Here is a 22,285-nt window from a genome sequence, read left to right as displayed (position 1 = left end):
GTCACGTGTCCGAAATACACAACACACCTGCGTAGTGTTACGCCTACTGCCACCGCGACAACCCCGCCGCGGTCATCTACACCGACCTCGCGGGGACGCTCGGCGTGCCCGTCGAGGGCGAGGACTTCGTCACCGACCTCGACCAGTCGACGCCGGTCGACCGGGTGTACGCCGCGAGCGACGTCACCGGCGGCCGCCGGCGGATCGCGACCTCCGTGGGCGAGGGCGCTCGCGCGGCCACCACTTACTCGAAGAGCTCCGCGGCGCCGACTCCACCGACTACAAGAAGCGGGACTCGCGGTCGGCCTGAGCGGCTCACTCGCCGACGGTCGGTCCGGCCGGGTCGACCGAGACCGTGAACTCGCCCTCGCGCAGCCGGTCCGCGAGCGGGCGACCGATCCCCGACGCCGGGGTCAACACGCCGCCGTCGAAGGGCGAGTCGACGTCGCCGCGCGCCAGACAGGCGGCCGACTCGCCGAGCATCCGCGCTGTGGCGCCGTACCCCGGGTCGCGGTCGGCGCCGAACTCGGCCTCCACAGTGAAGGGACCGTCCGACGCCGTCCCGCGTCCGAGGACGCGGATCCGGAAGTGGCCCGCCTCGGCCTCCTCCCGCGTTGGCCCCTCGCCCGGGTCTGGGAAGACGTGCCGCCGGAGCGCTGAGCGCAGCGGCCCGACCGACATCGCGGCCGTGAACAGGCCGAGCCCGCCGGCGACGGCGCCCGCGGTCGCCGCGCCCCGCACCCCTTCGCCGGTCGGGACCACCTCCGAACACCGGAACTCGCGCCCCCACGGGTACCCGAGGAGCGCGTTGCTCCGGCGCACCACCCGCTCGTTCACCGCGGCCATCGGCGACGGCGCCGTCCACTCGCCGCGAAGCGCGTCCCGCCGCGGCCACCGCTGTGCGCCCGGGTCGACGCCGCTCCGCTCGCCGCGCGGCGCGAGCGAGTAGGGGTTCCGGAGCGTCTCCCGCGCGAGCGGGTCGGTCGCGGCCGCCTCGAACAGCTCGCCCGCGCTCGCGAGCGTGCCGCCGCTGACGCTCCCGCTGCCGCCGTCGAGGTAGATCCGGACCGTCTCGCAGGGCGCGCCGTGCGCCTCTCGCGCGCACGACTGCGCGAGCAGGGTGCCGAGGTCCGCCGGGACCGAGTCGAACCCGCAGCTGTGGACGATCCTGGTGTCGGCGTCGACCGCCGCCTCGTGGAAGCGGTCCACGGTCTCGCGCACCCAGTTCACCTCGCCGGTGAGGTCGCAGTAGTCCGTGCCGGTCTCGACGCAGGCCTCGACCAACGGCGTCCCCAGCCGGGTGTACGGGCCGACCGTCGTACACACCACCTCCGCGTCTCGGGCGACCGCGCGCAGGCTCTCGGGGTCGGTGGCGTCGCCCACGACGACGGCCACGTCGTCCCGCGCGTCGCTGCGACAGGCGAGGTCGTCGGCGACCGCGTCGAGCCTCGCTCGGTCCCGGCCGCCGACGGCCAGCGAGAGCTCGTCGGGACCGTACCGCTCGGCGAGGTACTCGGCCGTGAACCGCCCGGCGACCCCGGTCGCGCCCCACACCACGACGTCGTGCGTCGGCTCGGCGTCAGTCATTCGAGAGGGGCTAGGGGGCCGCGTCGCTAAACTGGTGCGGTACCGCGTGGCGACCGCCGGCGATCGTGGCGTCACGAGGTCCCGACACGCGCTACCTCTTTAACGCCGGGGCCGTACACAGTGATATGGCCGTTGGCACTCGGTTGTCACTACAGCTCGCCGACTTCGGTACCCGCTCGCTCGTCACGCACAGCCTGATGGTGTTGGGGTTCATCGGGGCGGTGTACACGGGGCTGTTCGTCGAGGGACAGGTCGGTACCGTCTCGATGGCGGCGTTCATCAACTTCACGGCGGGGCTGTGGATCTCGCAGTCGATCCACTCGCTCGGCAACGCCGCGACAGACGACGAGTACCAGGGCGTCCTCAAGGAGATCCTAAACCGTGTCTAGCGAACCCGGGATCGACACCGCCCGCTTCGGGCGGATCCTGGCGCTCGTCGGCTTCGTCACGACCGTCTTCCTGTTCCTCACAGCGCAGCGACTGTCCGGTGACGCGTTCCAGATCGGCGCCGTCGCCATCGGGATGGTGGGGCTGATCACCGCCATCATCGGCTTCCTCGTCGCTGCCGGCAGCGCGGTCGACGCGTCCTGACCGCCGCCGTCTTCTCCCCGTTCGAAACTACTGGTACGGTTCGCAGACGAGTTCGACGCCCTCCTCGAAGCTAATTTCGGGCTCCCAGCCGGTCGCTTCGTGGAACTGCGAGTAGTCCGCCATCGTGTCGTGGACGTAGCCGTCGAACGGACACTCGATGTACTCGGGGTCGACGTCGGTGCCGAGCGCGTCGTTGATCATCGCGACCATCTCGTTGAACGAGTACGCCTCCTGGGTGCCGACGTTGTACACGCCGGTGAGCCCGTTGTCGGCCGCCAGCTCGCACGCGCGGGCCACGTCCGAGACGTGCGTGAAGTCGCGGGTCTGCGTGCCGTCGCCGAACAGCTCGGGTGGCTCGCCCGAGGCGATCGCGTCGGCGAACTGCGCGACCGTGTTCGCGTACTCGCCTTTGTGCTCCTCGTTGCCGCCGAAGCCCTGGTACACCGAGAAGAACCGCAACCCGGCCATCGCCATGTCGTGGTGGTTGGCGTAGTACTCGGCGTAGCGCTCGCGCGCGAGCTTCGAGGCCTCGTAGGCGGTGCGCGCCTCCACGTCCATGTCGACCGGCGAGGGCTCGGTGCGGCTCCCGTAGATCGAGGAGGTCGAGGCGTAGACGACGGTGTCACAGCCCTCCTTTCGAGCGCGTTCGACCGTGTTGACGAACCCCTCGACGTTGACGCGGCAGCCGCGCTGGGGGTCGCTCTCGTGCATGTTCCGCGAGGAGAGCGCGGCGAGGTGGAAGACGACGTCGACGTCGACCGGGAACTCGCCGTCGACGACGGAGGCCTCGACGAACTCGACGGCGTCGTCGAGGTTCTCGGGCGTGCCGAGGTAGGTGTCGTCGACCGCGATCACGTCGTTGTCGGCGGCGAGGCGGTTCGCGAGGTTCGAGCCGATGAACCCGGCCCCGCCCGTGACGAGGACTCGTTTGTCCTTCATGAACGAGTGTCCTCAGAGCCGACGGTTCAGCGCTTCGGTTTCGCGAGGATGACCGCGGGGGAGGGCGGGCGGACTTGCGGCTCCGCACGCGGCGAAAGCGACTTGCTCGCGGCGCCGGAAGGGGGATCAGAGATGTCGACCCGCGAGGCGGAACTGGTGATCGAGACGTGGCGCCTCCGCGAGCGGGACCTCCCGCGGGTCCCGCCGGCCGGGTGGGGAACCGTCGACCGCCTCCGCGCGGCGGTCTGCCTCGCGGTCGAGTGCGCTGTCGACGGCGTCGATCGGATCGAACCGTTCGAGGGCCCCGCGAGCGAGCGCGAGCGGTTCGCGGCGACGGTGACGACGGACGCGGTCGACGACGCCCTCGTCAGCGTCCGCCCCGCGCCCGCGGAAGGCGAGACCGACGACGAGACCGAGGCGCGCGGCGACGGGGAGTCGTTCGAGGAGACGACGGAGCAGTTCGACCTCGACGAGGCGCTCGACCGGCTGTAGGCGGGCCTCGTGGGGCCAGCGCACCGGCGCCACCGGCTCGTAGTGGCCCACGATCGATACCGACCGGTCGGGGGCGGCGCACTCGACTGGTCCGTCTCCGAACCTGTGCCGATCGACGCCTCGTTTCGCGCCGGTGGGCGCTCGACGGGAGGACGAGGCGCGGAGGCCCCTGGGGGCGGTGACGGGCGTGGTTTCAGCGGTCCGGGTTGAGCGAGGAGGGCCGAAAAGCGAGGCGGGCCGAAAAGCGAGGCGGGTCCGGGCGGAAACGCGGCGTCAGCGGGGACGGTCCGGGGCGCTTACGCTCGGATCGTGATGTCGCCGTCGTTGGTCCGCGCCGTCAGCGCGCCGTCGCCGCCGTTGACGGACGCTCGCAGTCGGGTCTCGGTGCGCTCGCGGACGCGGAACCCGGGGCCGCCTCCCGAGAGTGCGAAGTCACCGTCGTACGTGCGAGCGGTGAGCGCCGCCTCGAGGTCGTCACCGAGCCGGAGCAGCAGGTCGCCGTCCGACGATTCGACCGTCGCGTCCGCCGCGACCGCGGGGACGTCGGCGACGACGTCGCCGTCGCGGGTCCGGAGCGTCTCGACGCGCTCGGGGTCACGGACGCGGACCGCGCCGTCCGTGGTCGTCGCCGTGACGGCCCCGGCGGCACCGTCGACGCGGACGTCGCCGTCACGGGACTCGAGGCGCACGGCGCCCCGGGCGTCCGTCACCGACACGTCGCCGTCGACCGCGACCAGCGCCGCACCGTCGGGAACGGACGCCGCGTGGACGTCGCCGTCGGCGGACCGGAGCCTATCGACGTCGACGTCCGGCGGCGCGGTGACCTCGACGTCGACGCCCCCGCCGCCGAGCCCGACGATGCGCGGTTCGTCGGTGGTCACCTCAAGTCGGTCACCGGTCACCCGGGCTGTCACCTCGAACTCGTCGAGCGAGACGCCGCCGACGGCGCGCTTGCGGGCGACGACCTCGATGTCGTCGCGGGGCTCGGCGCTGAACGAGACGTCGCCGGCAACGTCGGTCACGGCCAGCGTCGAGACCGCCGCGGGGTCGACGGTCCGTCGCTTCGTCTCCGTCCGTCGATCGACATCGACGACGCCGGCGCAGCCGGCCAGGGCGGTTCCGAGACCGACGCCGACGGCGCCGAGCAGGCCCCGGCGCGTGGCCGACGCGCCGTCGGGCGACCCGTCAGGCATCGGCGCCCTCCGCGGTCCGCGCCGCGCCGCCGAGCAGCGCGTCGGTGAGGAACCCGCCGAACCTGGCGACCCCGTTGAGCACGTGGAGCGACACCAGCGCGAGGAGGACGCCGAGGCCGGCGCCCGCGGCCGCCTCGCGCAGCGTCTCGACCACGTAGGGTCCGAGCGTGTACGTCACCCCGGCGGCGTCGTAGAAGACGGGCATGCTGATCAGCGTGGCCGAGAGCGCGAACGCGGTGACGAGCGCGGTGAACGCGGCGACGCCGTAAACGAACTTGAGGCCGACGAGCACGAGGCCGGTCCAGGTGGTCGGGGCCGTGACGATCCGCTTCGTCGTCCCGAGCGCCTCCTCGACCGACCCGAACGCGAGTTCGACTTCGGCGGGGGCGGCGTCGACGTCGACGTCGAGGAGCCAGTCCGCGAGGCGGCGCTCGAACGACCCGATCCCGAGCGTCACGAGCAGCGTCAGGATGACGACCGGGACGCCCGCGAACGTGACGAGCAGGCCGAGGCCGGTCGAGAGGCCGGTGGTGACGACCGTGAAGTAGGCGATTCCCAGCGGGAACGCCAGCAGGAGGTACGCTAAGTTGCGATACGTCTGACCGTCGAAGGGCACACCGACGAAGCGCGTGAGCGCCTCGCCCAGCGAGCGCGGGGACCGGCTGTGGTCACTCATGGTGCGCTTACCGCTTGCCGCCCCGTTCAGATATAAAGAATCGAGCGCTGCTGAGCCGGCAGTGCTACCCAAAATATAAGTACGAGTTTCTTCTCTGCGGCCCGTGAGGGCGCCTCCGGGCTCAGTCCGTCGCGATCGACGGCGCGCCCTGCCCCAGGGTTAGCTCTGCCCACCGAGCGCAGAGCCAGCCGGCGGCGTTGAGGACGTTGAGCCCGACGAGGAACGCCAGGACGCCGAGGAGCGACATCGCCAGCGCGCCCGGCAGCGTCGACACCTCCCACGACGTGAGCCGCACGATGAACGAGACGCCGACCTCGAACTGCTCCCACGGGACGACGAGCGACAGCTCCCGCCGGATCGGCTCCGGGAGAATGAGCCCGACCGACGCGCCCGGGGCGTCGTAGTACAGCGGCGTCGCCAGCAGCGACCCGCCGACGCTGAGGAGGACCGTGAGAAGCGTGAAGCCGGCGACGCCGACGACCAGCTTCGAGAGGACGAACGCGACGGCGCCCCACACCGCCAGGTCGGTCACGACCGCCACGGCGCCGTCGGTCACGCCCGACGCCTCGCGGACATTCCACGACGGTGGGGTGATGTCGGCGCCGAGGAGGGCCTCCGCGAGCGCGCGCTCCCCGATCGACACCGCCACGACGCCGCCGAGCGTCGCGGCGAGTATCGGCACCCCGACAACGAGGACGGAGAGGCCGAGCCCCAGCGAGATTCCGACCACCGTGCCGACGAAGTAGGCGATACCGAGCGGGAACGCGAGGGCCAGGTACACGGCGGCGGCGTAGGTCCGCGGCCGGAACGGCGCCAAGAGCACCGCTCGGGCGACACCGCTGTTCGCTGCGGGGACCGAGAGCGCGTCGGAGAGGGCCATCTGCTGTCTGGACCGTCTGCCACCGGTCGTATTAAATTTCGGTCCTGTCACCGTCCCGAACTGTCTGTCCGCGGCGCGCGATCGGCCCGTTGGCTTGGAGCGGACGTGACGCCGCCGCCGGGGAAATTAAGTTTCCCGCCGGCGACGTTCAGCCGGATGGCCTCGGAGGCGTCTGTCGACCAACGGGAGGTGTACTCGCTGCTCGACGACGAGTACGCTAGGCAGATCCTCATCGAGACCTACGAGGAGACGCGCTCGGCGCGCGCGCTCAGCGAGGCCTGCGACGCCTCCGAGGCGACCGTCTACCGCCGCCTCGAACGCCTCCGCGAACAGGACCTCGTCGAGACGGTCCAGGAGGTCGACCCGGACCGCGGCCCCCAGCAGGTGTACGCCGCGCGGCTCAACCGCGTCTCGGTGGACCTGACTGCGAGCGGGTTCGAAGTGAGCGTGGACTACGTCGAAGAGACGGCCGCAGACCGACTGACGCGGCTCTACGAGGAACTCTCGGGATGATCGGAACGCGCGCTGCGCCGACGGCGCTCGCGGCCGTCACGGAGCAGAGTGTCTCTGTATTCGGGCGACTGAATCTCCCGATACAGGTCGACGTGGTCGGCGGCGACGCGGGGCTCGCCGCGATCACGATTGCCGCGTTCTTCCTCTCGGTGCTGCTCGCGGTGTTCGTCACCTACCGCTTCGCGCGGGGGTACCTCCGCACGCGGCGGCGCCCGCTGCTGTTCCTCACGCTCGGACTGCTGCTTTTGGCCCCGCTACCGATGTTCCTCCGCTTGGCCTTCGGCAACGTCGCGTGGGTGACCGCCACCGAGCGCACGGTGGTCGTGACCGCGAGCAAGCTCTGCGGGCTGCTGCTGGTCCTCGGGGTGGTCCACCGGTGACGCTCTCCGCCGTCGCGACCGCCGGCGGGGTCGCGACCGCCTGCCTCGGCACGTACGTCGCGTACCTGGCATACGACGGCGGTCGCCGGAACGGGAGCCGGACGATGCTGCTGTTGGCCGTCGGCGTCGCGTGTATCGCGGTCCTCCCGTACGTGATCGCGTACGGCGCGACGCCGGTGTTCGGGCTCTCGGACGCCGCGACCGTGTTCGGCGTCACGGTGGCGCACCTGATCGGGCTCGTGGCGCTCGCGGGGTCGGTGACCGACTGACGCCGGCGTGACCTCTCCCGGCGGAACCGACCGGCGACGCCTCGGGGATGCGCGCGTCGGTCGCGGCCGTCCCGAACCGTCTTTGCGGTGGCCGGCGATGCCCGTGGTATGTTCGGAACCAGCGGCGTTCGCGGTCCCGTCGGCGAGGAGATCACGGCCGCCCTCGCGCTCGACGTGGGGCGCGCGCTCGCGACGGACGGCGCGGCGACGGTCGTGGTCGGGCGCGACGCCCGCGACAGCGGGCGGATGCTCACGCGGGCGCTCACAGCGGGGCTCACCGAGTGTGGGGCCGACGTGATCGACGTCGGCGTCGAGGCGACGCCCACGGTCGCTCGCGCCGTCGCCCGCGAGGGGGCCGACGCCGGCGTCGTCGTCACGGCGTCGCACAACCCGGCGCCCGACAACGGGATCAAGCTGTGGCGAAGCGACAGGCGGGCGTTCGGCGAGGAGCGCAACGACCGGATCGCCGAGATCGTCGAGACGAGGGCGTTCGAGTTCGCCGGTCACGACGCGATCGGCGCGGTCGAGGCGCGCGGCGTGGTCGCGGGCGGCGACGCCCGGCGCCGCCACGAGCGCGCGCTCCGCGAGACCGTCCCGCTCCCGGACGACCTCTCTGTCGTCGTCGACCTCGGCAACGGCGTCGGGCGCGTCACCGCCGACGCGCTCCACGCGGCCGGCTGCGACGTCGAGACGCTCAACGCCCAGCGCGACGGCCGGTTCCCGGGGCGGCCCAGCGAGCCGACCGCGGCGAACTGCGAGACCGCCTGCGAGGTCGTCGCGGCGACCGACGCCGACCTCGGGGTCGTCCACGACGGCGACGCCGACCGCATGATGGCGGTCGACGAGCGCGGGCGCTTCGTCGCGGGCGACGCGCTGCTCGCGCTGTTCGGGCGCCGCGCGGCCGAGGCGGGCGACCGCGTGGCGGTCCCGGTGGACACGAGCCTGCTGGTCGCGGACGCGCTCGCCGAGGTGGGCGCCGAGGTGACCTACACCCCCGTCGGCGACGCGTACGTGGCCGCGGAGGCGGCGAAGCCGGGCGTCGCCTTCGGCGGCGAGCCGAGCGGCGCGTGGATCTGGCCCGAGCGGACCCTCTGTCCCGACGGGCCGCTCGCGGCCTGCGTCCTGACCGCGCTCGTCGGCGCCGAGGGGTCGCTCGCGGCGCTCGTCGACGACCTCCCCGACTACCCGATCCGACGGGACTCGGTGCGGACGGACGCGAAACGAGCGATCGTCGAGCGCGTCGGCGAGATTGCGGGCGCCGAGTACGACGACGTGTCGACGCTGGACGGGATCCGCGTCGAGACCGAGGCCGGCTGGTTCCTCGTGCGCGCGAGCGGCACCGAGCCGCTGGTGCGGATCACGGCCGAGGCGCGCGAGGAGGCCGACGCCGACGCGCTGTTCGAGACGGCGCGCGAGCTCATCGACCGGGCCGGGGAGGACGCGGCCTAAGCACGCTCCGACTCGTCGTGGAGTTGCTCGACGCGCTCCGTGACCCAGTCGAGAACGGAAAACAGGACGTCGAGGTGGTGGTCACCGAGGGGTGACGGCTCGGCGCTGCCCGCGTCCGGCGGCGGGTGGAAGTGACGCCTCGGCGCGTCGGTCTTCGGGTGGCGGTCCCAGCGACACTGAGCCCGAGCGGCGCCGCGCCGCTCGACGTAGTGGAAGTAGTAGTCGCCCGTCACGAACCAGTGGACGTCGAGCCGGGCAGTGTCGACCGCGGGCGGATACGCGGCCGCGTCCAGCGAGAGCACGAGCGACCGGGGAGCGATCCGGTCCGGCTCGAACCGCCAGGAGTCGACCAGCGGGTGCGTCTCCGCCCGGCGTCCGATCGTTTCCATCGTCGTCCGGTCAAGCCGACCGCTGTCCGCCGCGGTCTCGGCGTCGTCGTCATCGTCCGCCATGTGGCTCGGAGTGCGTTAGGCCGACGCGCCGAGGTCAGTGTCGTCGCGCTCCCACGTCTCGGCCCGTGAGACGGCCCGCTGGAGGAGTTTGATGTCGTGCCGCACCGTGCGCCACCGGGACAGCGATTCCAGCCGGTCGTGGACCGCCGCGTGGTCACCGCCTTCGACCGGCGCGACCGAGACGGTGTCCGGGCCCGGAACGCCGAACGACTCCTGGAGGTCGGCGTCCTCGGCGAGGAGGTCGTCCAGCCGCTCGCGGAGTTCAGCGGCGGTGTGGTCGTCCGCCAGCGTCTCGACGCGCTTCCACTCGAAGTACGACTCGTTGCGTCGGTACTCGGCGGGACGACTCCCGCGCCGGTCAACGATCCCCATCTCAGCCAGTTGGGTGAGCGCGTTTCGCGCGCCGTCGGGCGAACAGGCCGCGCGCTCGGCGATATCGCTCGCCGACGCGTGCTCGGTCACGCCGGTCATCACGTCGTACACTCGCTGAAACGTGGTTCGGTCGCGTTTCCATCGACGGCGGGCCTCGCCGCTCTCGTCCGACGACGAGTCGCCGGTGGGGTCGTCCGACATACCGTTCAGTCGCGGTTTACAGGATATATATCTTTGGTAGCAGAAATATCGCACGTGATTAGCGCCTCCGAGTTCGATCCGGGCGGCCACATCGACCGAGCCGACCACAGCGGCTAAACCCCGCCCCGCCGTCGGCCCGTTCATGTACGGAGTCGTGCTCGCGGCCGGCCGTGGGACCCGAATGCGACCGCTGACGGACCGCCGCCCGAAACCGCTCCTCCCGGTCGGGGACCGCTCGCTGCTCGAACGGGTGTTCGACACGGCCCGCGACGTCGTCGACGAGTTCGTCGTCGTGACGGGGTACCGCGGCGACGCGATCCGCGAAGCAGTCGGCGAGTTGTACCGCGACCGGCCGGTCCACTTCGTCGAGCAGACCGAGGCGCTGGGTACCGCCCACGCCGTGGCGCAGGCCGCACCCGTCGTCGACGACGACTTCCTCGTGCTCAACGGGGACGTGGTCGTGGACGCGTCGCTGCCGCGGGCGCTCGCCGAGGCGGGCGCGCCGGCGATCGCGGCCACCGAGGTCCCGGACCCGCGGGCGTACGGCGTGCTCTCGACCGCGGACGACGGGTCGCTCGCGGACATCGTCGAGAAGCCTGCCGACCCGCCGACGAACCTCGCGAACGTCGGCTGCTACGCGTTCGAGCCGGAGGTGTTCGAGTACATCGAGCGCACCCCCGAAAGCGAGCGCGGCGAGTACGAGATCACGACGACGATCGACCTCCTGCTCGGCGACGGCCGCCGGATCGACGTGGCGCGGTACGACGGCACCTGGCTCGACGTGGGGCGGCCGTGGGAGTTACTGGAGGCGAACGAGCTAGCGCTCGCCGAACTGGACGAGGGGACCGATATCTCCGGCACCGTCGAGGAGGACGTCCACCTCCACGGCCCGGTCGTCGTCGAGGAGGGCGCGCGGGTCCGCTCGGGCGCCTACGTCGAGGGGCCGGCGCTGATCCGCGAGGGCGCCGACGTGGGGCCGAACGCCTACGTCCGCGGCGCGACGGTCGTGGGGCCAGAGGTCCACGTCGGCCACTCGGTCGAGGTGAAGAACTCGGTGCTGATGGCCGACGCCTCGGTCGGCCACCTCTCGTACGTCGGCGACTCGGTGCTCGGCCGCGGAGTCAACTTCGGCGCGGGGACGAACGTCGCCAACCTGCGGCACGACGGCGAGAACGTCCGCCAGACGGTGAAGGGCGACCGCGTCGACACCGGGCGCCGCAAGCTGGGCGCGATCGTCGGCGACGAGGCGAAGACGGGGATCAACACCGCGCTGAACGCGGGCGTCGTGCTGGGCGCCGGCGAGACGACCGGCCCCGGCGAGGCGTTAACTCGCGACCGACGCTCGGAGTAGCGCGGGCTCGACACGGGGTCGTGCTTATTCATCGCCCTGCGCGTACCGCTCGAAGACCTCCGCGACCGCGTCGGCCGACTCCTTGAGCCGCTCCGTGGACGCCGGGCGGTCCCAGGTCGGCGGGACAAATTCGAGGGGAGAAAGCTCGCCGTCCGCGGCGCCCGGGACCGCGTGCGTGAGGTTCGTGTCGGCGTCGAGCGGCCGCGCCGTCCCGTCGCGGTCCGCGGGGACGTACGAGGCCGCCGCGACGTCGATCGACTCGATCGGCTCGTAGGTGTCGAGGCCGTCGATCCAGAGGTCACCGAGGCGTCGCCGTCGGCTCGGGTCGGCGACGTTGAGCAGCCCCCAGGGGAGCCGGAGCTCGATCGCGTCGTTCGACGGGGCGACGTGGACGTCCGCGAGCGAGTCGTAGTCGGGCGATTCGGGGTTCCCGTTCCCGTAGCGCAGCCGCCCCGTCTCCACCGATTCGAAGGGGACGTACTCGTCCGTCACCGGGACGGTGTAGCCGCGGTTGATCACCAGCCGGAGCGGGGTGAAGTCGCCGGGCTTGGGGTTCCGGTAGCGGTCGAGGTCGAGGCCGGCCTCGGCGCCGTACTCGTACGCGAAGGCGTCGTACCGGGGATGGACCGTCACCCGAGAGGCGTCGGGGCCGCCGAGCCGGACGACGAAGTCGGCTGACGCCGTCGCGTCCGCGCCGTACGGGAGCGCCCGCGCCCCGGCGTCGGTGCTCCCGATCGCGAGGAGGTAGTTGGTCGCGTCCCAGTCCGGCTCGCCGTCGAGGCCCGCGAGTTCGAGCCGGACGTTGAGGTACGCCGCGTCGCTCGTCACGCGGACCGCCGTCAGTTCGCGCGCCGCGTCGGCGCCGTCGCCGAGTCGGACGGGCTCGCGCACGGGCGTCGCGGCGGTCGCGTCCGTCCACGGTTCAGGCGACCCGTCGAGCGGCACCGCGTCGGCCGGGTCGAAGGCGAGCAGCCCGAACCGCTGTTCCGGCGTCTGGACGTTCGACCAGAACGGCCGCCGGTTCGGGTCCGAGAAGGGGGCGAGGTTCCACGTCCGCTTGAACCACTCGTCGTGCCAGCTGAACACGACCCCGCCGGCGGTCCCGGCCTCCCGGATGTCCGCGTACATGGCGGCGAGGATATCGCCCTGTTCGGTCTCGGTGAGTCGCCCCTGATCTCGGCCGTGAACGTCTCGCTGCGCGATCCCGCGTGAGGCGGGGACGCCGAACTCCGCGACGAGCAGCGGGTGGTCGGTGGCGCCGACGAGGTCCGCCAGGTAGCCCGCGTAGCTGTTCGGCTCGCCGCGGTGGTCGACGTAGTCGACGTACTCCGGCGTCTCGTTCAACAGCGGGGGGTAGTACGGGTAGACGTGGTAGGCGGCGAACGTCCCGGCGTCGTAGGCGTCGGTCGCGGCGACGGCGTCGGGGTCGACGGAGACGGCGTCCTCGTTCGGGAACGGCTCGTAGGGGTGGTCGAGGGGGTCGGTCGTCACCCAGTTGGTGAACGCCGCGGGCCGTTGGGCGCCGTACGCGCGCGCCTCGTAGGCGACCGCGGCGTCGAGGCGGGCCGCGAGCCACGCCTCGAAGGGGGAGCCGTCGGGCGCGGCGAGGAACTCGCCGTCGTAGCCGCCCGGCGCGTTCACCCGATTCGTCTCGGCGACGACCGCCGGCGGCCACTCGATGCCGGCGACGTAGCCGAGGACGGCGTCGCTCACGTCGGCGTCGTAGGTACCGCTCGCGTACCCCGGCTCCGGGTCGATCGTCGTCGCGCCGTGGACGGCGTCGACGACCTGCCGCATCGAGCGGTCGAAGGCGGCCGACAGCGCCGTCGCGTCGCCGGCCTCGCGGAGCGTCTCCTCGCCGATCCAGTTGCCGTGGAGGACGTAGATCGGGTCGGCGTGCGAGCGGTTGTACGCCGCGAGCGCTCGGTAGAACGCCGGCGGGTGGACGGTGTACACGCGGACGACGTTGACGTTCAACTCGCCCATCAGCGCGAGCCAGCGGTCGTACTCGGCGCGGGTGATCGCCGCCTCGCCCGGGAACCGCCCGGGCTTGGCCATCCCGAGGTTCACGCCGCGGACCGCGAGCGGGGCGAAGCCGCCGCCGTCGACCGCGACCTCGAACCCGTCGTCGGCGACGCGAAAGCGGCGGGAGGGACTCTCGTCCGCGCCGGGGCCGTCGCCGTCCGACCCATCAACGTCGCCGCGGCGGCCGCAGCCGGCGGTGCCGACCGCTCCCGCCACCCCGACGCGACCCAGAAAGCGGCGTCTGCGCATAGCCGCACGTACGGGGGGAGATGGTTAAGCCTGCTTCTCGGACGGCGCGACGGGCGAGCGGAACTCGCGTTTTTATCAGAAGTCGCTCCGTAGCGCCGGTAGGGACAGCCTACCCAGCATGTCATCAAACACGATCCGGCGGGACCCGTTCAGGAGCCTGCTACAGCTTACCGCGAGCGACCTCTCGACCGACGAGCGCATTCGGAAAGCGATCGAGGTCGGGAGAGAGCACCTCGGCGTCGACAACGGCGTGCTCTCGTACACCGGCGACGGCCGGTACGAGGTGGTCGAGACGAACATCCAGCGCGGCCCCTACGCGCAGGGGGGCGTCGTCGACCTCGACGGCACGTGGTGTCGCCACGTCGTCGACGACCGCGAGACGGTCGGGTTCGCCGACGCGCGCGACACCGAGTACCGCGACGACGTCGCCCTGGAGACGACCGGCCTTCACTGCTACGTGGGCGCCGCCGTCGACATCGACGGCGAGACGTACGGGACGCTGTGTTTCTCCGACGCGGAACCGCGCGGCGACCCGATCACGGACGCCGAGCGCGACTTCGTCGCGGTGCTCGCGGAGTGGGTGAGTAACGAGCTCGAACGGCAGAAACACTACGCCGAGCTGCGCGAGCAGAACGAGCGACTCGACGAGTTCGCCGGCATCGTCGCCCACGACCTCCGGAACCCGCTGGCGGGGGCGATCGGATTTCTCGAACTCGCCCAAGATCAGGTGAGCGGGCAGGCGGCCGAGTTCCTCGACCGCGTTCGAGGCGCGCTCGGTCGCATGGAGTCGATGATCGCCGAGTGTCTAATGCTGGCGAAGGAGGGGACGGACGTCGGCGAGCGCACGCGGGTCGACCTCGACGGGGTCGTCCGGGACGCGTGGGACACGGTGCGGACGCGGAACGCGACGCTGTCGGTCGAGGTCGCCCCGGGCACGACCGTCCTCGCCGACGAGATGCGCCTCCGCCGGCTCTTCGAGAACCTGTTCCGCAACTGCGTCGAACACGGCGGCCCGGACGTCGCGGTGACGGTCACCGGCGACGCACACGGCTTCGCCGTCAGCGACGACGGCCCGGGGCTCCCCGACGACGTGGAGCACGCGCTCACTGCGGCCGACGCGGACAACATCAAGTCGTTCGGGCTCGGCCTCCTCGTGGTCCAGCGCGTGATTTCGGGCCACGGCTGGGACCTCGCCGTCGACAGCGGCGACGAGGGGACCCGATTCGCCGTGAGCGACGTCAACGCCGCGGAGCCGGTCCACGAGGCGCTACGGACCGACTAATCCGTCCGACCGACCGCGTCGCTCGCATCGGCCGCAGCGGCCGCGTCCTTCACGTCGACCGCATCAGCCGCGTCGACCACCCAGACGAACCCCTCGTCGCCGGCGCCGGCCGCGGCGTCGCGGGTCCACACGAAGCCGCCGTCGCCGGCGCCGAGGGTCGGGTCGGTCGTCCAGACGAAGCCGCCGTCGCCGAGCCCCGCCGAGAAGTCCGTCGTCGCGGCGAGCCGCACGCTCCCGTCGTCGGCCGCCACGAGAACGTAGCCGCCGTCGCCCGCGCCCAGCGCGGGGTCGGTCACCCAGACGAAGCCGCCGTCGCCGACGCCCTCGGCGAACTCTGTGGTCCAGACGAACCCCCCGTCGCCGACGCCGACGGTCAGGTCCGCGACGGCCGCGAACGTTCCCGGCTGGCCGTCGCTCGCGATGCGGTCGAGCCACCGGAGACCGTCGGTCCCGGGCTCGTCGGCGAGCCAGTCCACCCAGACGAAGCCGCCGTCGTCCCCGTCCTCGGGGTCGTCCGCGTCCTCGCGGTCAGCCGCATCCGCGGGGTCGTCGGTGGCCACGGCCGCTGCGGCCGTCGCCCCGACGCCGCCGGCCGCCGCGGTGTCCGTCGCCGCGTCGCCGAACCCCTTCCGCTCCATGACGCCCCACGACTGCTCGCCGCGGAGGAACTCGATCAGGCCGTGCCAGGCGACGACCGTCTTCCACTGGCGGTAGCCGAAGTTCTCCAAGACGCCGTACCAGAGCAGCCTGACCGCGTCCCGCGGGGACTCGTAGCGGTTGTAGCTCCACACCTCGCTGAACACGCCGAACCACGAGAGAAACACCCCGACGCCGACGGTGAGCAGCAGGAACGCCAGGAAGAACTCGACGTTGAGGATGCCGAGGTACCAGCCGAGCGGGAGCAGCACGTAGCCGAACCCCTCGATGAGCGGACCGATCGCCTCCGCGGCGGTGAAGAAGGGGAGCACAACGGTGCCGACGCGGCCGTAGCGCCGGCGGAAAAAGAGCCCGCGGCTGGCGAGCACCGTCTCCAACATGCCGCGGTACCAGCGGCGCCGCTGGCGGCCCAGCGACCGGAGCGACTCCGGCACCTCCGTCCACGCGACGGGCTCGGGGACGAACTCGATCCGGTAGTCGACGTCGAGATCCGAGAGGTGTTCGTGGAGCCGGACGACCACGTCGAAGTCCTCCGTGATCGTGTCGTGGCGGTAGCCGCCGATCTCGCGGACGCGGTCGGTCCGGAACACGCCGAACGCGCCGGAGATGAGGATCAGCCCCTTGAGCCGGGCGAGCCCGAGCCGCCCGGAGTAGAACGCCCGCAGGTACTCCATCACCTGGACCCCCGCGAGCCCGGTCTTCGGGAGGTTGGTCTCTTTCACCTGGCCGTCCTGAATCACGCAGTCGTTGGCCACGCGGATGGTCCCCCCGCTGGCGACCGTCCGGGCGGGCTCTTCGAGGAACGGCGCGACGACGTCCAACAGCGCGTCGCGGTCGATCACGGTGTCGGCGTCGACCGCGCAGAACAGCTCCTGGTCGGTGAGCCAGACGCCGGCGTTGAGCGCGTCGCTTTTGCCGCCGTTCTCCTTGTCGACCACCAGCAGGTTCTCGTGGGTGGCCGAGCGGTACACCTCGCGGATCGGCTCCGAGGGCACGTCGTAGGGGACCGCGGCGTCGACGGGGCGTAACCCGAACGCCTCTTCGAGCCGGTCGAGGGTGGCGTCCGACGAGCCGTCGTTGACGACGACGATCTCCTGGTCGGGGTAGTTGAGCGCTAACATTGAGCGCACGCTCTCGACGATGCTGGCGGCCTCGTTGTACGCCGGCACGACCATCGCGACGCCCGGGTAAAACGGGCTGTCGAACGCGCGGAACGACGGGTTCCACGCCGACTCGCGGACGTTGTCGCGCAGTTGGAACAGCGCGAGCACGTGGATCAGCAGGTAGCCGGCGTTGATCAGCAGGTAGTAGGTGACGATAAACACGCCCGACCCGACGACGAGCGTCGTCCCGAGGCTCTCCAGCGTCGTCATCCGCGCACCTCGTCGTACAGCCGCTCGCGGTCCCGAGAGATGTCGCGCGCCAGCCGGTCGAAGCGGGCGTGTTCGGCCGCCCAGTCCCACGCGACGTCGAACGGCGGCACGGCGGGCGCGGGCGGCTCCGGGTCAGGAACGGAGGGATCGGCGATCCCGTCAGCCGGTCTGTCCGCCCCCGCGCCGACGGAGTGCTGCGGCGGCTCGCTCGCGGCGGGCGCGGCGTCCGAACCGCGCTGGGCGACCAGCGTCTCGGCCGCGGCGACCTGCGCGCGCGGGTCCGGGTCGACGGGGCCGGCGGCGTCGATCGCCGCGAGCGCCGTCGCGTCGCCCCACACGCCGAGCGCGCGATAGGCGTCGGCGCGGACCGCCGGCGCCGGCTCGTCGGGGATCGCGTCGAGGGCGACCGCGTCGCGGAGCCGGCGGTTCCAGCCGTAGGCGCCGAGCGCCCGCCACGCGGCCGCCCGCACGCTCGAATCCGGGCTCGACAGCGCCGCGACGACCCACGAGAGGTCGGCGCCGCCGACCACGGTGGTGAGGTGACGGACGACGAGCAGCGCCTGCCGCTGGAGCGCGGGCGGCCACGTCGCGAAGTCGGCGGCCGCCCGCTCGAAGAACGGGCTGGGGTCGCCCTCGGCGACGCGGTACAGCGTGTCGACGCCGAACACCGAGAACGGCGCGGGGTCGTCGCGGAGCAGGAGGTCGACGCCGGTCGTCGCTCGGTCGTCCGTCCCGGCGGCGTACAGCACCCGGGCGGCCGCGGCGCGCTCGCGCGGCGTCTCGGTACAGTGCGTCCTGAGCAGGTCGCGGTCGGGGGCGTCGCGCAACAGCGCGAGCCAGACGAGAGCGTGGCTGCGGTCCCAGTAGCCGCCGGCCGCGATGTCGCGGCGCGACCGCTCGTCGATCCCGAGCGCGCGGCCCAGCCCGGCCAGTTGCTCGGCGTCGCGGCCGTCGAGCTCGCGGAGGTACACGTCGAGGAGCGACTCCAGCTCGTCGCGCTCGGCCGCCGAGAGGCCGGCGACCCACGCGTCCCACGCGGGCTCGTCGCGCCCGTAGAGCCGGTCGAGCAGCTCGCCGCGGAGCGCGGCGCGCAGCGGGTCGCGGCGCCGGCGTCGACGGGCCGCGACGACCGAATAGCCGATCGTGACGACCGCCGCCGCGACCAACAGCGACCCGAGCACGATGACGCCGAGGGTGAGTACCCGCGACTGCGAGCCGGCGAGCGGCCCGTAGACGGACGCCGCCGTGGCCTGGGCCGCGAGCGACACGGTCATCTCCCGACCAATCGGTCGATGCGGGCCAGCAGCTCGTTCGGACTGAACGGCTTCGTGAGGTACTCGTCGGCGCCGGAGTCGAGCCCCTCCAACACGTCCGCCTCCTGGCCGCGCGAGGTGAGCATCACCACGGGGACGTCGGGGTCGACCGCGAGCTCGCCGCGTCGGATCGTCCGTAACACCTGGGTTCCTTTCATCCGCGGCATCATCACGTCGAGGACGACGACGTCGGGCGTGACGCCGCTCTCGTTCAGCGCCTGCCGACACTCCTCGCCGTCGTGACACACCGTCAGCTCGTAGCCCGCGTTCGACAGCTTGTACTGGAGGATCGACCGGATCGTCTCGTCGTCGTCCGCGATGACGGCCGATTTCGGCACATAAACTATAGACACGTTACTCTACTTGACTCTTCTCCAACGGCTCGGCGGCGCGCGAACGATTTAACACCCGGACGGGCGAGGTGTACGGTATGGCTACCGACTCCGTGACCGCGGTGATCCTCGCCGCGGGCGAGGGCCGACGGTTGGCGCCGCTGACGAACCGGCGGCCGAAGCCGATGGTCCCCGTGGCGAATCGCCCCCTGCTCGAACACGTCGTCGAAGCGGTGACGGCGACCGACATCGACCGGATCGTCCTCGTCGTCGGCTACGAACAGGAGCGCATCCGGAACCACTTCGGCGACGGCGACGACTGGGGCGTCACGATCGAGTACGTCGAACAGCCCACCCAGCTCGGCACCGGCCACGCCGTCCTCCAGGCCGAGCCGGTCGTCGACGGCCCCTTCGTCGTGTTGAACGGCGACCGGATCGTTGACGCGTCGATCGTTTCGCAGCTGCGCGACCGGGCGCGCGACGGCGACCTCCCCGCGATGGCGGTCACGACCGCGGCCAACCCCCGCCAGTACGGCGTCGTCAGCCTCGACGGCGACCGCGTGACCGGCATCGAGGAGAAACCGGAAGGGCCCGTCGAGACGAACCAGATCAACGCCGGCGTGTACGCCTTCTCGCCGGCGGTGTTCGACGCGATCCGCGAGACGCACGCGACCGGCGAGCTAGCGATCACGGCGACGCTCAACGATCTCGCCGGACGCGAACGGCTGTCGGCGGTCCGGTACGACGGGCGCTGGCTCGACGTGTCGAACCTCTGGGACCTGCTGGCCGTCAACGCGGGGCTGGTCGACGAGGCCGCGGCGCCCGAGACCGCGGGGGCGAGCCTCGGGGAGTCAGTAACCGTCGCCGACGACGTGGCGCTCGCGGGCAACGTGCGCGTCGGGCCGAACGTCACGCTCGGCGGCAGCACCGCGATCGGCAGTAACGCCACGATCGAGGCGGGCGCCGTCGTCGAGAACGCCGTCGTCTTCCCCGACGCCGTGATCGGTGCGGGCGCCGTGGTCCGGGACGCGATCGTCGCCGGGAACGCGCGAATCGGGCCGAACGCGACGATCGCGGGCGAACCGGCGACGGTGGTCGTCGGCGACGCGGTCCACCACGGCGTCGAGCTCGCCGGCGTGGTCGGCGACAACGCCACCGTCGGCGCCGGCGCGACGCTCACCGACGGCGCGGTCGTCGGCGACGACGTCACCGCGGACGCGGGGGTCGTGATCGACGACCGCGTCGAGTCGGGCGCGGTCGTGCGGAGGGGGTAATCATGTGTGGCATCACCGGTTATATCGGCGACGGGATCGCGCTGGACGACGACGCGGCCGACGGCACCGCGGCCGACGGCGGGGTCGCCGGCGTCGGCGACATCGTCCACGAGGGGCTCCGCAACTTGGAGTACCGCGGCTACGACTCGGCGGGCGTCGCGCTCGTCGGCGAGACGAGCGGGCTCACCGTCGCGAAGCGGTCGGGCGAGGTCGACAACCTCACCGTGCCCGACGTCCCCGACGCGGCGCTCGGGGTCGGTCACACGCGCTGGAGCACGCACGGGCCGCCGACCGACGCGAACGCCCACCCGCACACGGACTGCGTCGGCGACGTCGCGGTCGTGCACAACGGGATCGTCGAGAACCACGAGACGCTCAAAGCCGAGCTAGCCGATCACGAGTTCACGAGCGACACCGACACCGAGGTCATCCCGCACCTGATCGAAGAGGCGCTCGCGGCCGACCCCGAGCTGGACCTCCTCGATGCGGTTCGGGCCGTCGAGGACCGCTTGGAGGGGAGCTACGCGATCTGCGCGGTCCGCGAGGGCGACGACCGGATCGTCGTCGCGCGCCGCGGGAGCCCGCTCGTGTTGGGCCGCGGCGACGACGCGACGTTCGTCGCCAGCGACGTGACGGCGTTTCTCGAACACACCCGCGACGTGACGTACCTGGAGGACGGCGACGTGGCGGCGCTCTCCGAGTCGGGCGTCGAAATCTACGCCGACGGCGACCTCGTCGACCGCGGCGTGGAGACGGTGACGTGGGAGGCCGACGCCGCCGAGAAAGGCGGCTACGACCACTATATGCGCAAAGAGATCCACGAGCAGCCCGAGGCCCTGCGTCAGACCATCGCGGGGCGGCTCGACGTGGACGGGGGCGACGTCGGCCTCGATGTGTCGTTCCCGCCGGGCTTTCTCGCCGACCTCGAAGAGATCCAGATCGTCGCCTGCGGCACCTCGAACTACGCGGGCCGGTACGCCGCGCAGTTGTTCGAGGAGCTGTCGGGGGTGCGCGCGACCGTCGAGATCGCCAGCGAGTACGAGTTCGGCGCCGGGCGCAGCCCGGACCGGACCCTGGTGGTCGCCGTCACCCAGAGCGGCGAGACCGCCGACACGCTGGGCGCGGTGCGGCGCGCGAACGCCGCCGGCGCGCGGACCTTCGCCGTGACGAACACCCTCGGCAGTACGGTCACGCGCGAGGTGGACGACACCGCGTTCATCCGCGCCGGCCCCGAGATCGGCGTGGCGGCGACGAAGACGTTCGCCTCGCAGGTGGCGACACTCGCGATGCTCGCGGTGGCGATCGGCCGGGAGCGCGGCGCGCTGGGGGCCGCCGACGCGCGGCCCGTGCTGGAGGGGCTCCGTGACCTGCCGGGCGCCGTTCAGCAGGTGCTCGACAACGAGGACGCGGTGCGCGAGGCCGCGACCGAGTACGGCGACAGCGAGGCGTTCTTCTTCGTGGGGCGGCAGCTCGGCGTGCCGGTCGCCCTGGAGGGTGCGCTGAAGCTCAAGGAGATCTCCTACGACCACGCCGAGGGGTTCGCCGCCGGCGAACTCAAACACGGCCCGCTCGCGTTGGTGACGCCCGAGACGCCCGTGTTGGCGGTGCTGACGGACGGCTCGCGCGCCGACGAGACGATGAACAACGTCACCGAGGCACAGACGCGTGGCGCGCCCGCCATCGGCTGTGTGTCCGCCGGCAGAGAGTACGGCACGCTCGACGTGTCGTTGCCCGTTCCGGACGTGGGAGTCGTCGAACCGCTCGTCGCGAACGTCTACCTCCAGCTGTTCGCGTACCACGTGGCCAACGACAAGGGGCGGTCGATCGATAAGCCGCGGAACCTCGCGAAAAGCGTCACCGTGGAGTGAGGCGGTGGCGCCTGCGGTCGCTCCGAGAACGGACCGCATCGTCGATTAACCAACATTAGAGGCGTTTCTGACGGGTGTGTTGGTTAACACGCCATGTTGGAGACTGCGGGCCACGTGGGCAAGCGTCGCCACACGAGTCTGTGATGACAGCGACGTCTCACCGGGCGTGTAGCCGCTACGGCGGAATACTGGGGTTCAGAGCGACTTTCAGACTGAGCTACACTGGTTTGTCCCGCCGCAGTAAGACGAGTGGCAACGGGTGAAACACCGGCCAAGGAGCGACGATTGCACCCGGAGTTGCAGAACTAACGAGCTACCGAACATCGGTGCGGCCGCGGACCGCGTCGCAGTCCCTGAGTTAGTCGCGGCGCCGGCGCAGCCTGTCGCACGCGGTCGAGTCTCACGTCCTCTCAGAATCCAAATATGCGAGCGGCGTATCCGGAAAACACCCCGGGACAACCGGGGGTGTTCCGGCCGATCGCTGAGATCGGACTCCTGAGACGTCGGCCACGCTCTAGACGATACCCCCAAGGCGTGTCCCAGTTGCGCGTGCGTGGTTACTCGCTG

The 22,285-nt window shown here is 71.7% G+C and carries 22 protein-coding genes; 11 read left to right on the top strand and 11 right to left on the bottom strand.

The window, feature by feature from the left end; translation table 11 throughout:
* Window positions 1-315: 315 nt before the first annotated feature.
* Window positions 316-1,587: a trans-acting enoyl reductase family protein gene (locus EXE50_RS02225; RefSeq protein ID WP_137704247.1), complete on the bottom strand. Its 1,272-nt coding sequence runs from the start codon at window positions 1,585-1,587 to the stop codon at window positions 316-318.
* A 125-nt stretch (window positions 1,588-1,712) separates the two neighbouring features.
* Here EXE50_RS02225 and EXE50_RS02220 point away from each other — a divergent pair, with 125 nt between their 5' ends.
* On the top strand, window positions 1,713-1,976 hold the full coding sequence (locus EXE50_RS02220; protein ID WP_053772030.1) for a hypothetical protein: 264 nt from the start codon (window positions 1,713-1,715) through the stop codon (window positions 1,974-1,976).
* On the top strand, window positions 1,969-2,178 hold the full coding sequence (locus EXE50_RS02215) for a hypothetical protein (protein ID WP_053772031.1): 210 nt from the start codon (window positions 1,969-1,971) through the stop codon (window positions 2,176-2,178). Before EXE50_RS02220 ends, EXE50_RS02215 begins: the two co-directional genes overlap by 8 nt.
* A 27-nt stretch (window positions 2,179-2,205) precedes the next feature.
* Here the strand turns inward: EXE50_RS02215 and EXE50_RS02210 are convergent, their stop codons facing one another.
* The gene (locus tag EXE50_RS02210; RefSeq protein WP_137704246.1) at window positions 2,206-3,117 is read right to left on the bottom strand and encodes an NAD-dependent epimerase/dehydratase family protein; all 912 of its coding nucleotides are present in this window, start codon (window positions 3,115-3,117) and stop codon (window positions 2,206-2,208) included.
* Between the two features lie 132 nt (window positions 3,118-3,249).
* Between EXE50_RS02210 and EXE50_RS02205 the strand changes: the two genes are divergently transcribed.
* On the top strand, window positions 3,250-3,609 hold the full coding sequence (locus EXE50_RS02205) for a hypothetical protein (RefSeq protein WP_137704245.1): 360 nt from the start codon (window positions 3,250-3,252) through the stop codon (window positions 3,607-3,609).
* A gap of 296 nt (window positions 3,610-3,905) precedes the next feature.
* On the opposite strand, the gene EXE50_RS02200 is transcribed toward EXE50_RS02205, so the two are convergent.
* From EXE50_RS02200 to EXE50_RS02190, 3 genes are all read right to left on the bottom strand, one after another.
* Window positions 3,906-4,802, bottom strand: coding sequence for a DUF4097 family beta strand repeat-containing protein (locus tag EXE50_RS02200; RefSeq protein ID WP_137704244.1), 897 nt, complete (start codon window positions 4,800-4,802; stop codon window positions 3,906-3,908).
* Window positions 4,795-5,478, bottom strand: a complete 684-nt coding sequence (locus EXE50_RS02195) for a sensor domain-containing protein (protein ID WP_241982611.1) — start codon at window positions 5,476-5,478, stop codon at window positions 4,795-4,797. The genes EXE50_RS02200 and EXE50_RS02195 overlap by 8 nt, the downstream gene beginning before the upstream one ends.
* A gap of 121 nt (window positions 5,479-5,599) precedes the next feature.
* Window positions 5,600-6,358, bottom strand: coding sequence for a sensor domain-containing protein (locus EXE50_RS02190; protein WP_137704243.1), 759 nt, complete (start codon window positions 6,356-6,358; stop codon window positions 5,600-5,602).
* 156 nt (window positions 6,359-6,514) lie between these two features.
* Here EXE50_RS02190 and EXE50_RS02185 point away from each other — a divergent pair, with 156 nt between their 5' ends.
* From EXE50_RS02185 to glmM, 4 genes are all read left to right on the top strand, one after another.
* Window positions 6,515-6,871, top strand: a complete 357-nt coding sequence (locus EXE50_RS02185) for a winged helix-turn-helix domain-containing protein (protein ID WP_137704242.1) — start codon at window positions 6,515-6,517, stop codon at window positions 6,869-6,871.
* Window positions 6,868-7,251 carry a hypothetical protein gene (locus EXE50_RS02180; protein ID WP_241982610.1) on the top strand — a complete coding sequence of 128 codons (384 nt, stop codon included), beginning with the start codon at window positions 6,868-6,870 and terminating at the stop codon, window positions 7,249-7,251. The genes EXE50_RS02185 and EXE50_RS02180 overlap by 4 nt, the downstream gene beginning before the upstream one ends.
* Window positions 7,248-7,520 (top strand): hypothetical protein, encoded by a 273-nt coding sequence (locus tag EXE50_RS02175; RefSeq protein ID WP_137704241.1) that lies wholly within the window; start codon window positions 7,248-7,250, stop codon window positions 7,518-7,520. Before EXE50_RS02180 ends, EXE50_RS02175 begins: the two co-directional genes overlap by 4 nt.
* Window positions 7,521-7,628: 108 nt before the next feature.
* Window positions 7,629-8,969: a phosphoglucosamine mutase gene (gene glmM / locus EXE50_RS02170; RefSeq protein WP_137704240.1), complete on the top strand. Its 1,341-nt coding sequence runs from the start codon at window positions 7,629-7,631 to the stop codon at window positions 8,967-8,969.
* Here the strand turns inward: glmM and EXE50_RS02165 are convergent.
* Window positions 8,966-9,421 (bottom strand): hypothetical protein, encoded by a 456-nt coding sequence (locus EXE50_RS02165; RefSeq protein ID WP_137704239.1) that lies wholly within the window; start codon window positions 9,419-9,421, stop codon window positions 8,966-8,968. The genes glmM and EXE50_RS02165 overlap by 4 nt on opposite strands.
* A 15-nt stretch (window positions 9,422-9,436) precedes the next feature.
* The gene (locus tag EXE50_RS02160) at window positions 9,437-9,994 is read right to left on the bottom strand and encodes a hypothetical protein (RefSeq protein WP_137704238.1); all 558 of its coding nucleotides are present in this window, start codon (window positions 9,992-9,994) and stop codon (window positions 9,437-9,439) included.
* A 142-nt stretch (window positions 9,995-10,136) separates the two neighbouring features.
* On the opposite strand from EXE50_RS02160, the gene glmU reads away from it, so the two are divergent.
* Window positions 10,137-11,345 carry a bifunctional sugar-1-phosphate nucleotidylyltransferase/acetyltransferase gene (glmU, locus tag EXE50_RS02155; RefSeq protein ID WP_137704237.1) on the top strand — a complete coding sequence of 403 codons (1,209 nt, stop codon included), beginning with the start codon at window positions 10,137-10,139 and terminating at the stop codon, window positions 11,343-11,345.
* Between the two features lie 24 nt (window positions 11,346-11,369).
* Here glmU and EXE50_RS02150 read toward each other — a convergent pair whose 3' ends face one another.
* On the bottom strand, window positions 11,370-13,619 hold the full coding sequence (locus tag EXE50_RS02150) for a hypothetical protein (protein WP_241982609.1): 2,250 nt from the start codon (window positions 13,617-13,619) through the stop codon (window positions 11,370-11,372).
* Between the two features lie 118 nt (window positions 13,620-13,737).
* Here EXE50_RS02150 and EXE50_RS02145 point away from each other — a divergent pair, with 118 nt between their 5' ends.
* Entirely contained in the window at window positions 13,738-14,901 is a 1,164-nt protein-coding gene (locus tag EXE50_RS02145; RefSeq protein WP_137704236.1) for a GAF domain-containing sensor histidine kinase, read from the top strand.
* Here EXE50_RS02145 and EXE50_RS02140 read toward each other — a convergent pair.
* The 3 genes from EXE50_RS02140 to EXE50_RS02130 form a co-directional block, all read right to left on the bottom strand.
* Window positions 14,898-16,931, bottom strand: coding sequence for a glycosyltransferase family 2 protein (locus EXE50_RS02140; protein WP_137704235.1), 2,034 nt, complete (start codon window positions 16,929-16,931; stop codon window positions 14,898-14,900). The genes EXE50_RS02145 and EXE50_RS02140 overlap by 4 nt on opposite strands.
* Window positions 16,928-18,025 carry a HEAT repeat domain-containing protein gene (locus tag EXE50_RS02135; RefSeq protein ID WP_137704351.1) on the bottom strand — a complete coding sequence of 366 codons (1,098 nt, stop codon included), beginning with the start codon at window positions 18,023-18,025 and terminating at the stop codon, window positions 16,928-16,930. Before EXE50_RS02135 ends, EXE50_RS02140 begins: the two co-directional genes overlap by 4 nt.
* Before the next feature lie 176 nt (window positions 18,026-18,201).
* A complete protein-coding gene (locus EXE50_RS02130; protein WP_137704234.1) occupies window positions 18,202-18,582 on the bottom strand; it encodes a response regulator transcription factor in 381 nt (126 codons plus the stop codon).
* Window positions 18,583-18,674: 92 nt separating this feature from the next.
* Between EXE50_RS02130 and EXE50_RS02125 the strand changes: the two genes are divergently transcribed.
* On the top strand, window positions 18,675-19,850 hold the full coding sequence (locus EXE50_RS02125) for a sugar phosphate nucleotidyltransferase (protein ID WP_137704233.1): 1,176 nt from the start codon (window positions 18,675-18,677) through the stop codon (window positions 19,848-19,850).
* A 2-nt stretch (window positions 19,851-19,852) separates the two neighbouring features.
* The gene (gene glmS / locus EXE50_RS02120; protein ID WP_137704232.1) at window positions 19,853-21,718 is read left to right on the top strand and encodes a glutamine--fructose-6-phosphate transaminase (isomerizing); all 1,866 of its coding nucleotides are present in this window, start codon (window positions 19,853-19,855) and stop codon (window positions 21,716-21,718) included.
* The last annotated feature ends 567 nt before the right edge of the window (window positions 21,719-22,285 follow it).

Source organism: Halorubrum sp. ARQ200, from assembly GCF_005435115.1.
Taxonomy (GTDB): domain Archaea; phylum Halobacteriota; class Halobacteria; order Halobacteriales; family Haloferacaceae; genus Halorubrum; species Halorubrum tropicale.
This window is presented reverse-complemented; position numbering and strand designations above follow the sequence as displayed.

Bases quoted from the DNA above. Each gene is read 5' to 3' on its own strand.
- EXE50_RS02225 (WP_137704247.1), bottom strand. From the start codon at position 1,587: ATGACTGACGCCGAGCCGACGCACGACGTCGTGGTGTGGGGCGCGACC.
- EXE50_RS02220 (WP_053772030.1), top strand. From the start codon at position 1,713: ATGGCCGTTGGCACTCGGTTGTCACTACAGCTCGCCGACTTCGGTACC.
- EXE50_RS02210 (WP_137704246.1), bottom strand. From the start codon at position 3,117: ATGAAGGACAAACGAGTCCTCGTCACGGGCGGGGCCGGGTTCATCGGC.
- EXE50_RS02205 (WP_137704245.1), top strand. From the start codon at position 3,250: ATGTCGACCCGCGAGGCGGAACTGGTGATCGAGACGTGGCGCCTCCGC.
- EXE50_RS02200 (WP_137704244.1), bottom strand. From the start codon at position 4,802: ATGCCTGACGGGTCGCCCGACGGCGCGTCGGCCACGCGCCGGGGCCTG.
- EXE50_RS02195 (WP_241982611.1), bottom strand. From the start codon at position 5,478: ATGAGTGACCACAGCCGGTCCCCGCGCTCGCTGGGCGAGGCGCTCACG.
- EXE50_RS02190 (WP_137704243.1), bottom strand. From the start codon at position 6,358: ATGGCCCTCTCCGACGCGCTCTCGGTCCCCGCAGCGAACAGCGGTGTC.
- EXE50_RS02185 (WP_137704242.1), top strand. From the start codon at position 6,515: ATGGCCTCGGAGGCGTCTGTCGACCAACGGGAGGTGTACTCGCTGCTC.
- EXE50_RS02180 (WP_241982610.1), top strand. From the start codon at position 6,868: ATGATCGGAACGCGCGCTGCGCCGACGGCGCTCGCGGCCGTCACGGAG.
- glmM (WP_137704240.1), top strand. From the start codon at position 7,629: ATGTTCGGAACCAGCGGCGTTCGCGGTCCCGTCGGCGAGGAGATCACG.
- EXE50_RS02165 (WP_137704239.1), bottom strand. From the start codon at position 9,421: ATGGCGGACGATGACGACGACGCCGAGACCGCGGCGGACAGCGGTCGG.
- EXE50_RS02160 (WP_137704238.1), bottom strand. From the start codon at position 9,994: ATGTCGGACGACCCCACCGGCGACTCGTCGTCGGACGAGAGCGGCGAG.
- glmU (WP_137704237.1), top strand. From the start codon at position 10,137: ATGTACGGAGTCGTGCTCGCGGCCGGCCGTGGGACCCGAATGCGACCG.
- EXE50_RS02150 (WP_241982609.1), bottom strand. From the start codon at position 13,619: ATGCGCAGACGCCGCTTTCTGGGTCGCGTCGGGGTGGCGGGAGCGGTC.
- EXE50_RS02145 (WP_137704236.1), top strand. From the start codon at position 13,738: ATGTCATCAAACACGATCCGGCGGGACCCGTTCAGGAGCCTGCTACAG.
- EXE50_RS02140 (WP_137704235.1), bottom strand. From the start codon at position 16,931: ATGACGACGCTGGAGAGCCTCGGGACGACGCTCGTCGTCGGGTCGGGC.
- EXE50_RS02125 (WP_137704233.1), top strand. From the start codon at position 18,675: ATGGCTACCGACTCCGTGACCGCGGTGATCCTCGCCGCGGGCGAGGGC.
- glmS (WP_137704232.1), top strand. From the start codon at position 19,853: ATGTGTGGCATCACCGGTTATATCGGCGACGGGATCGCGCTGGACGAC.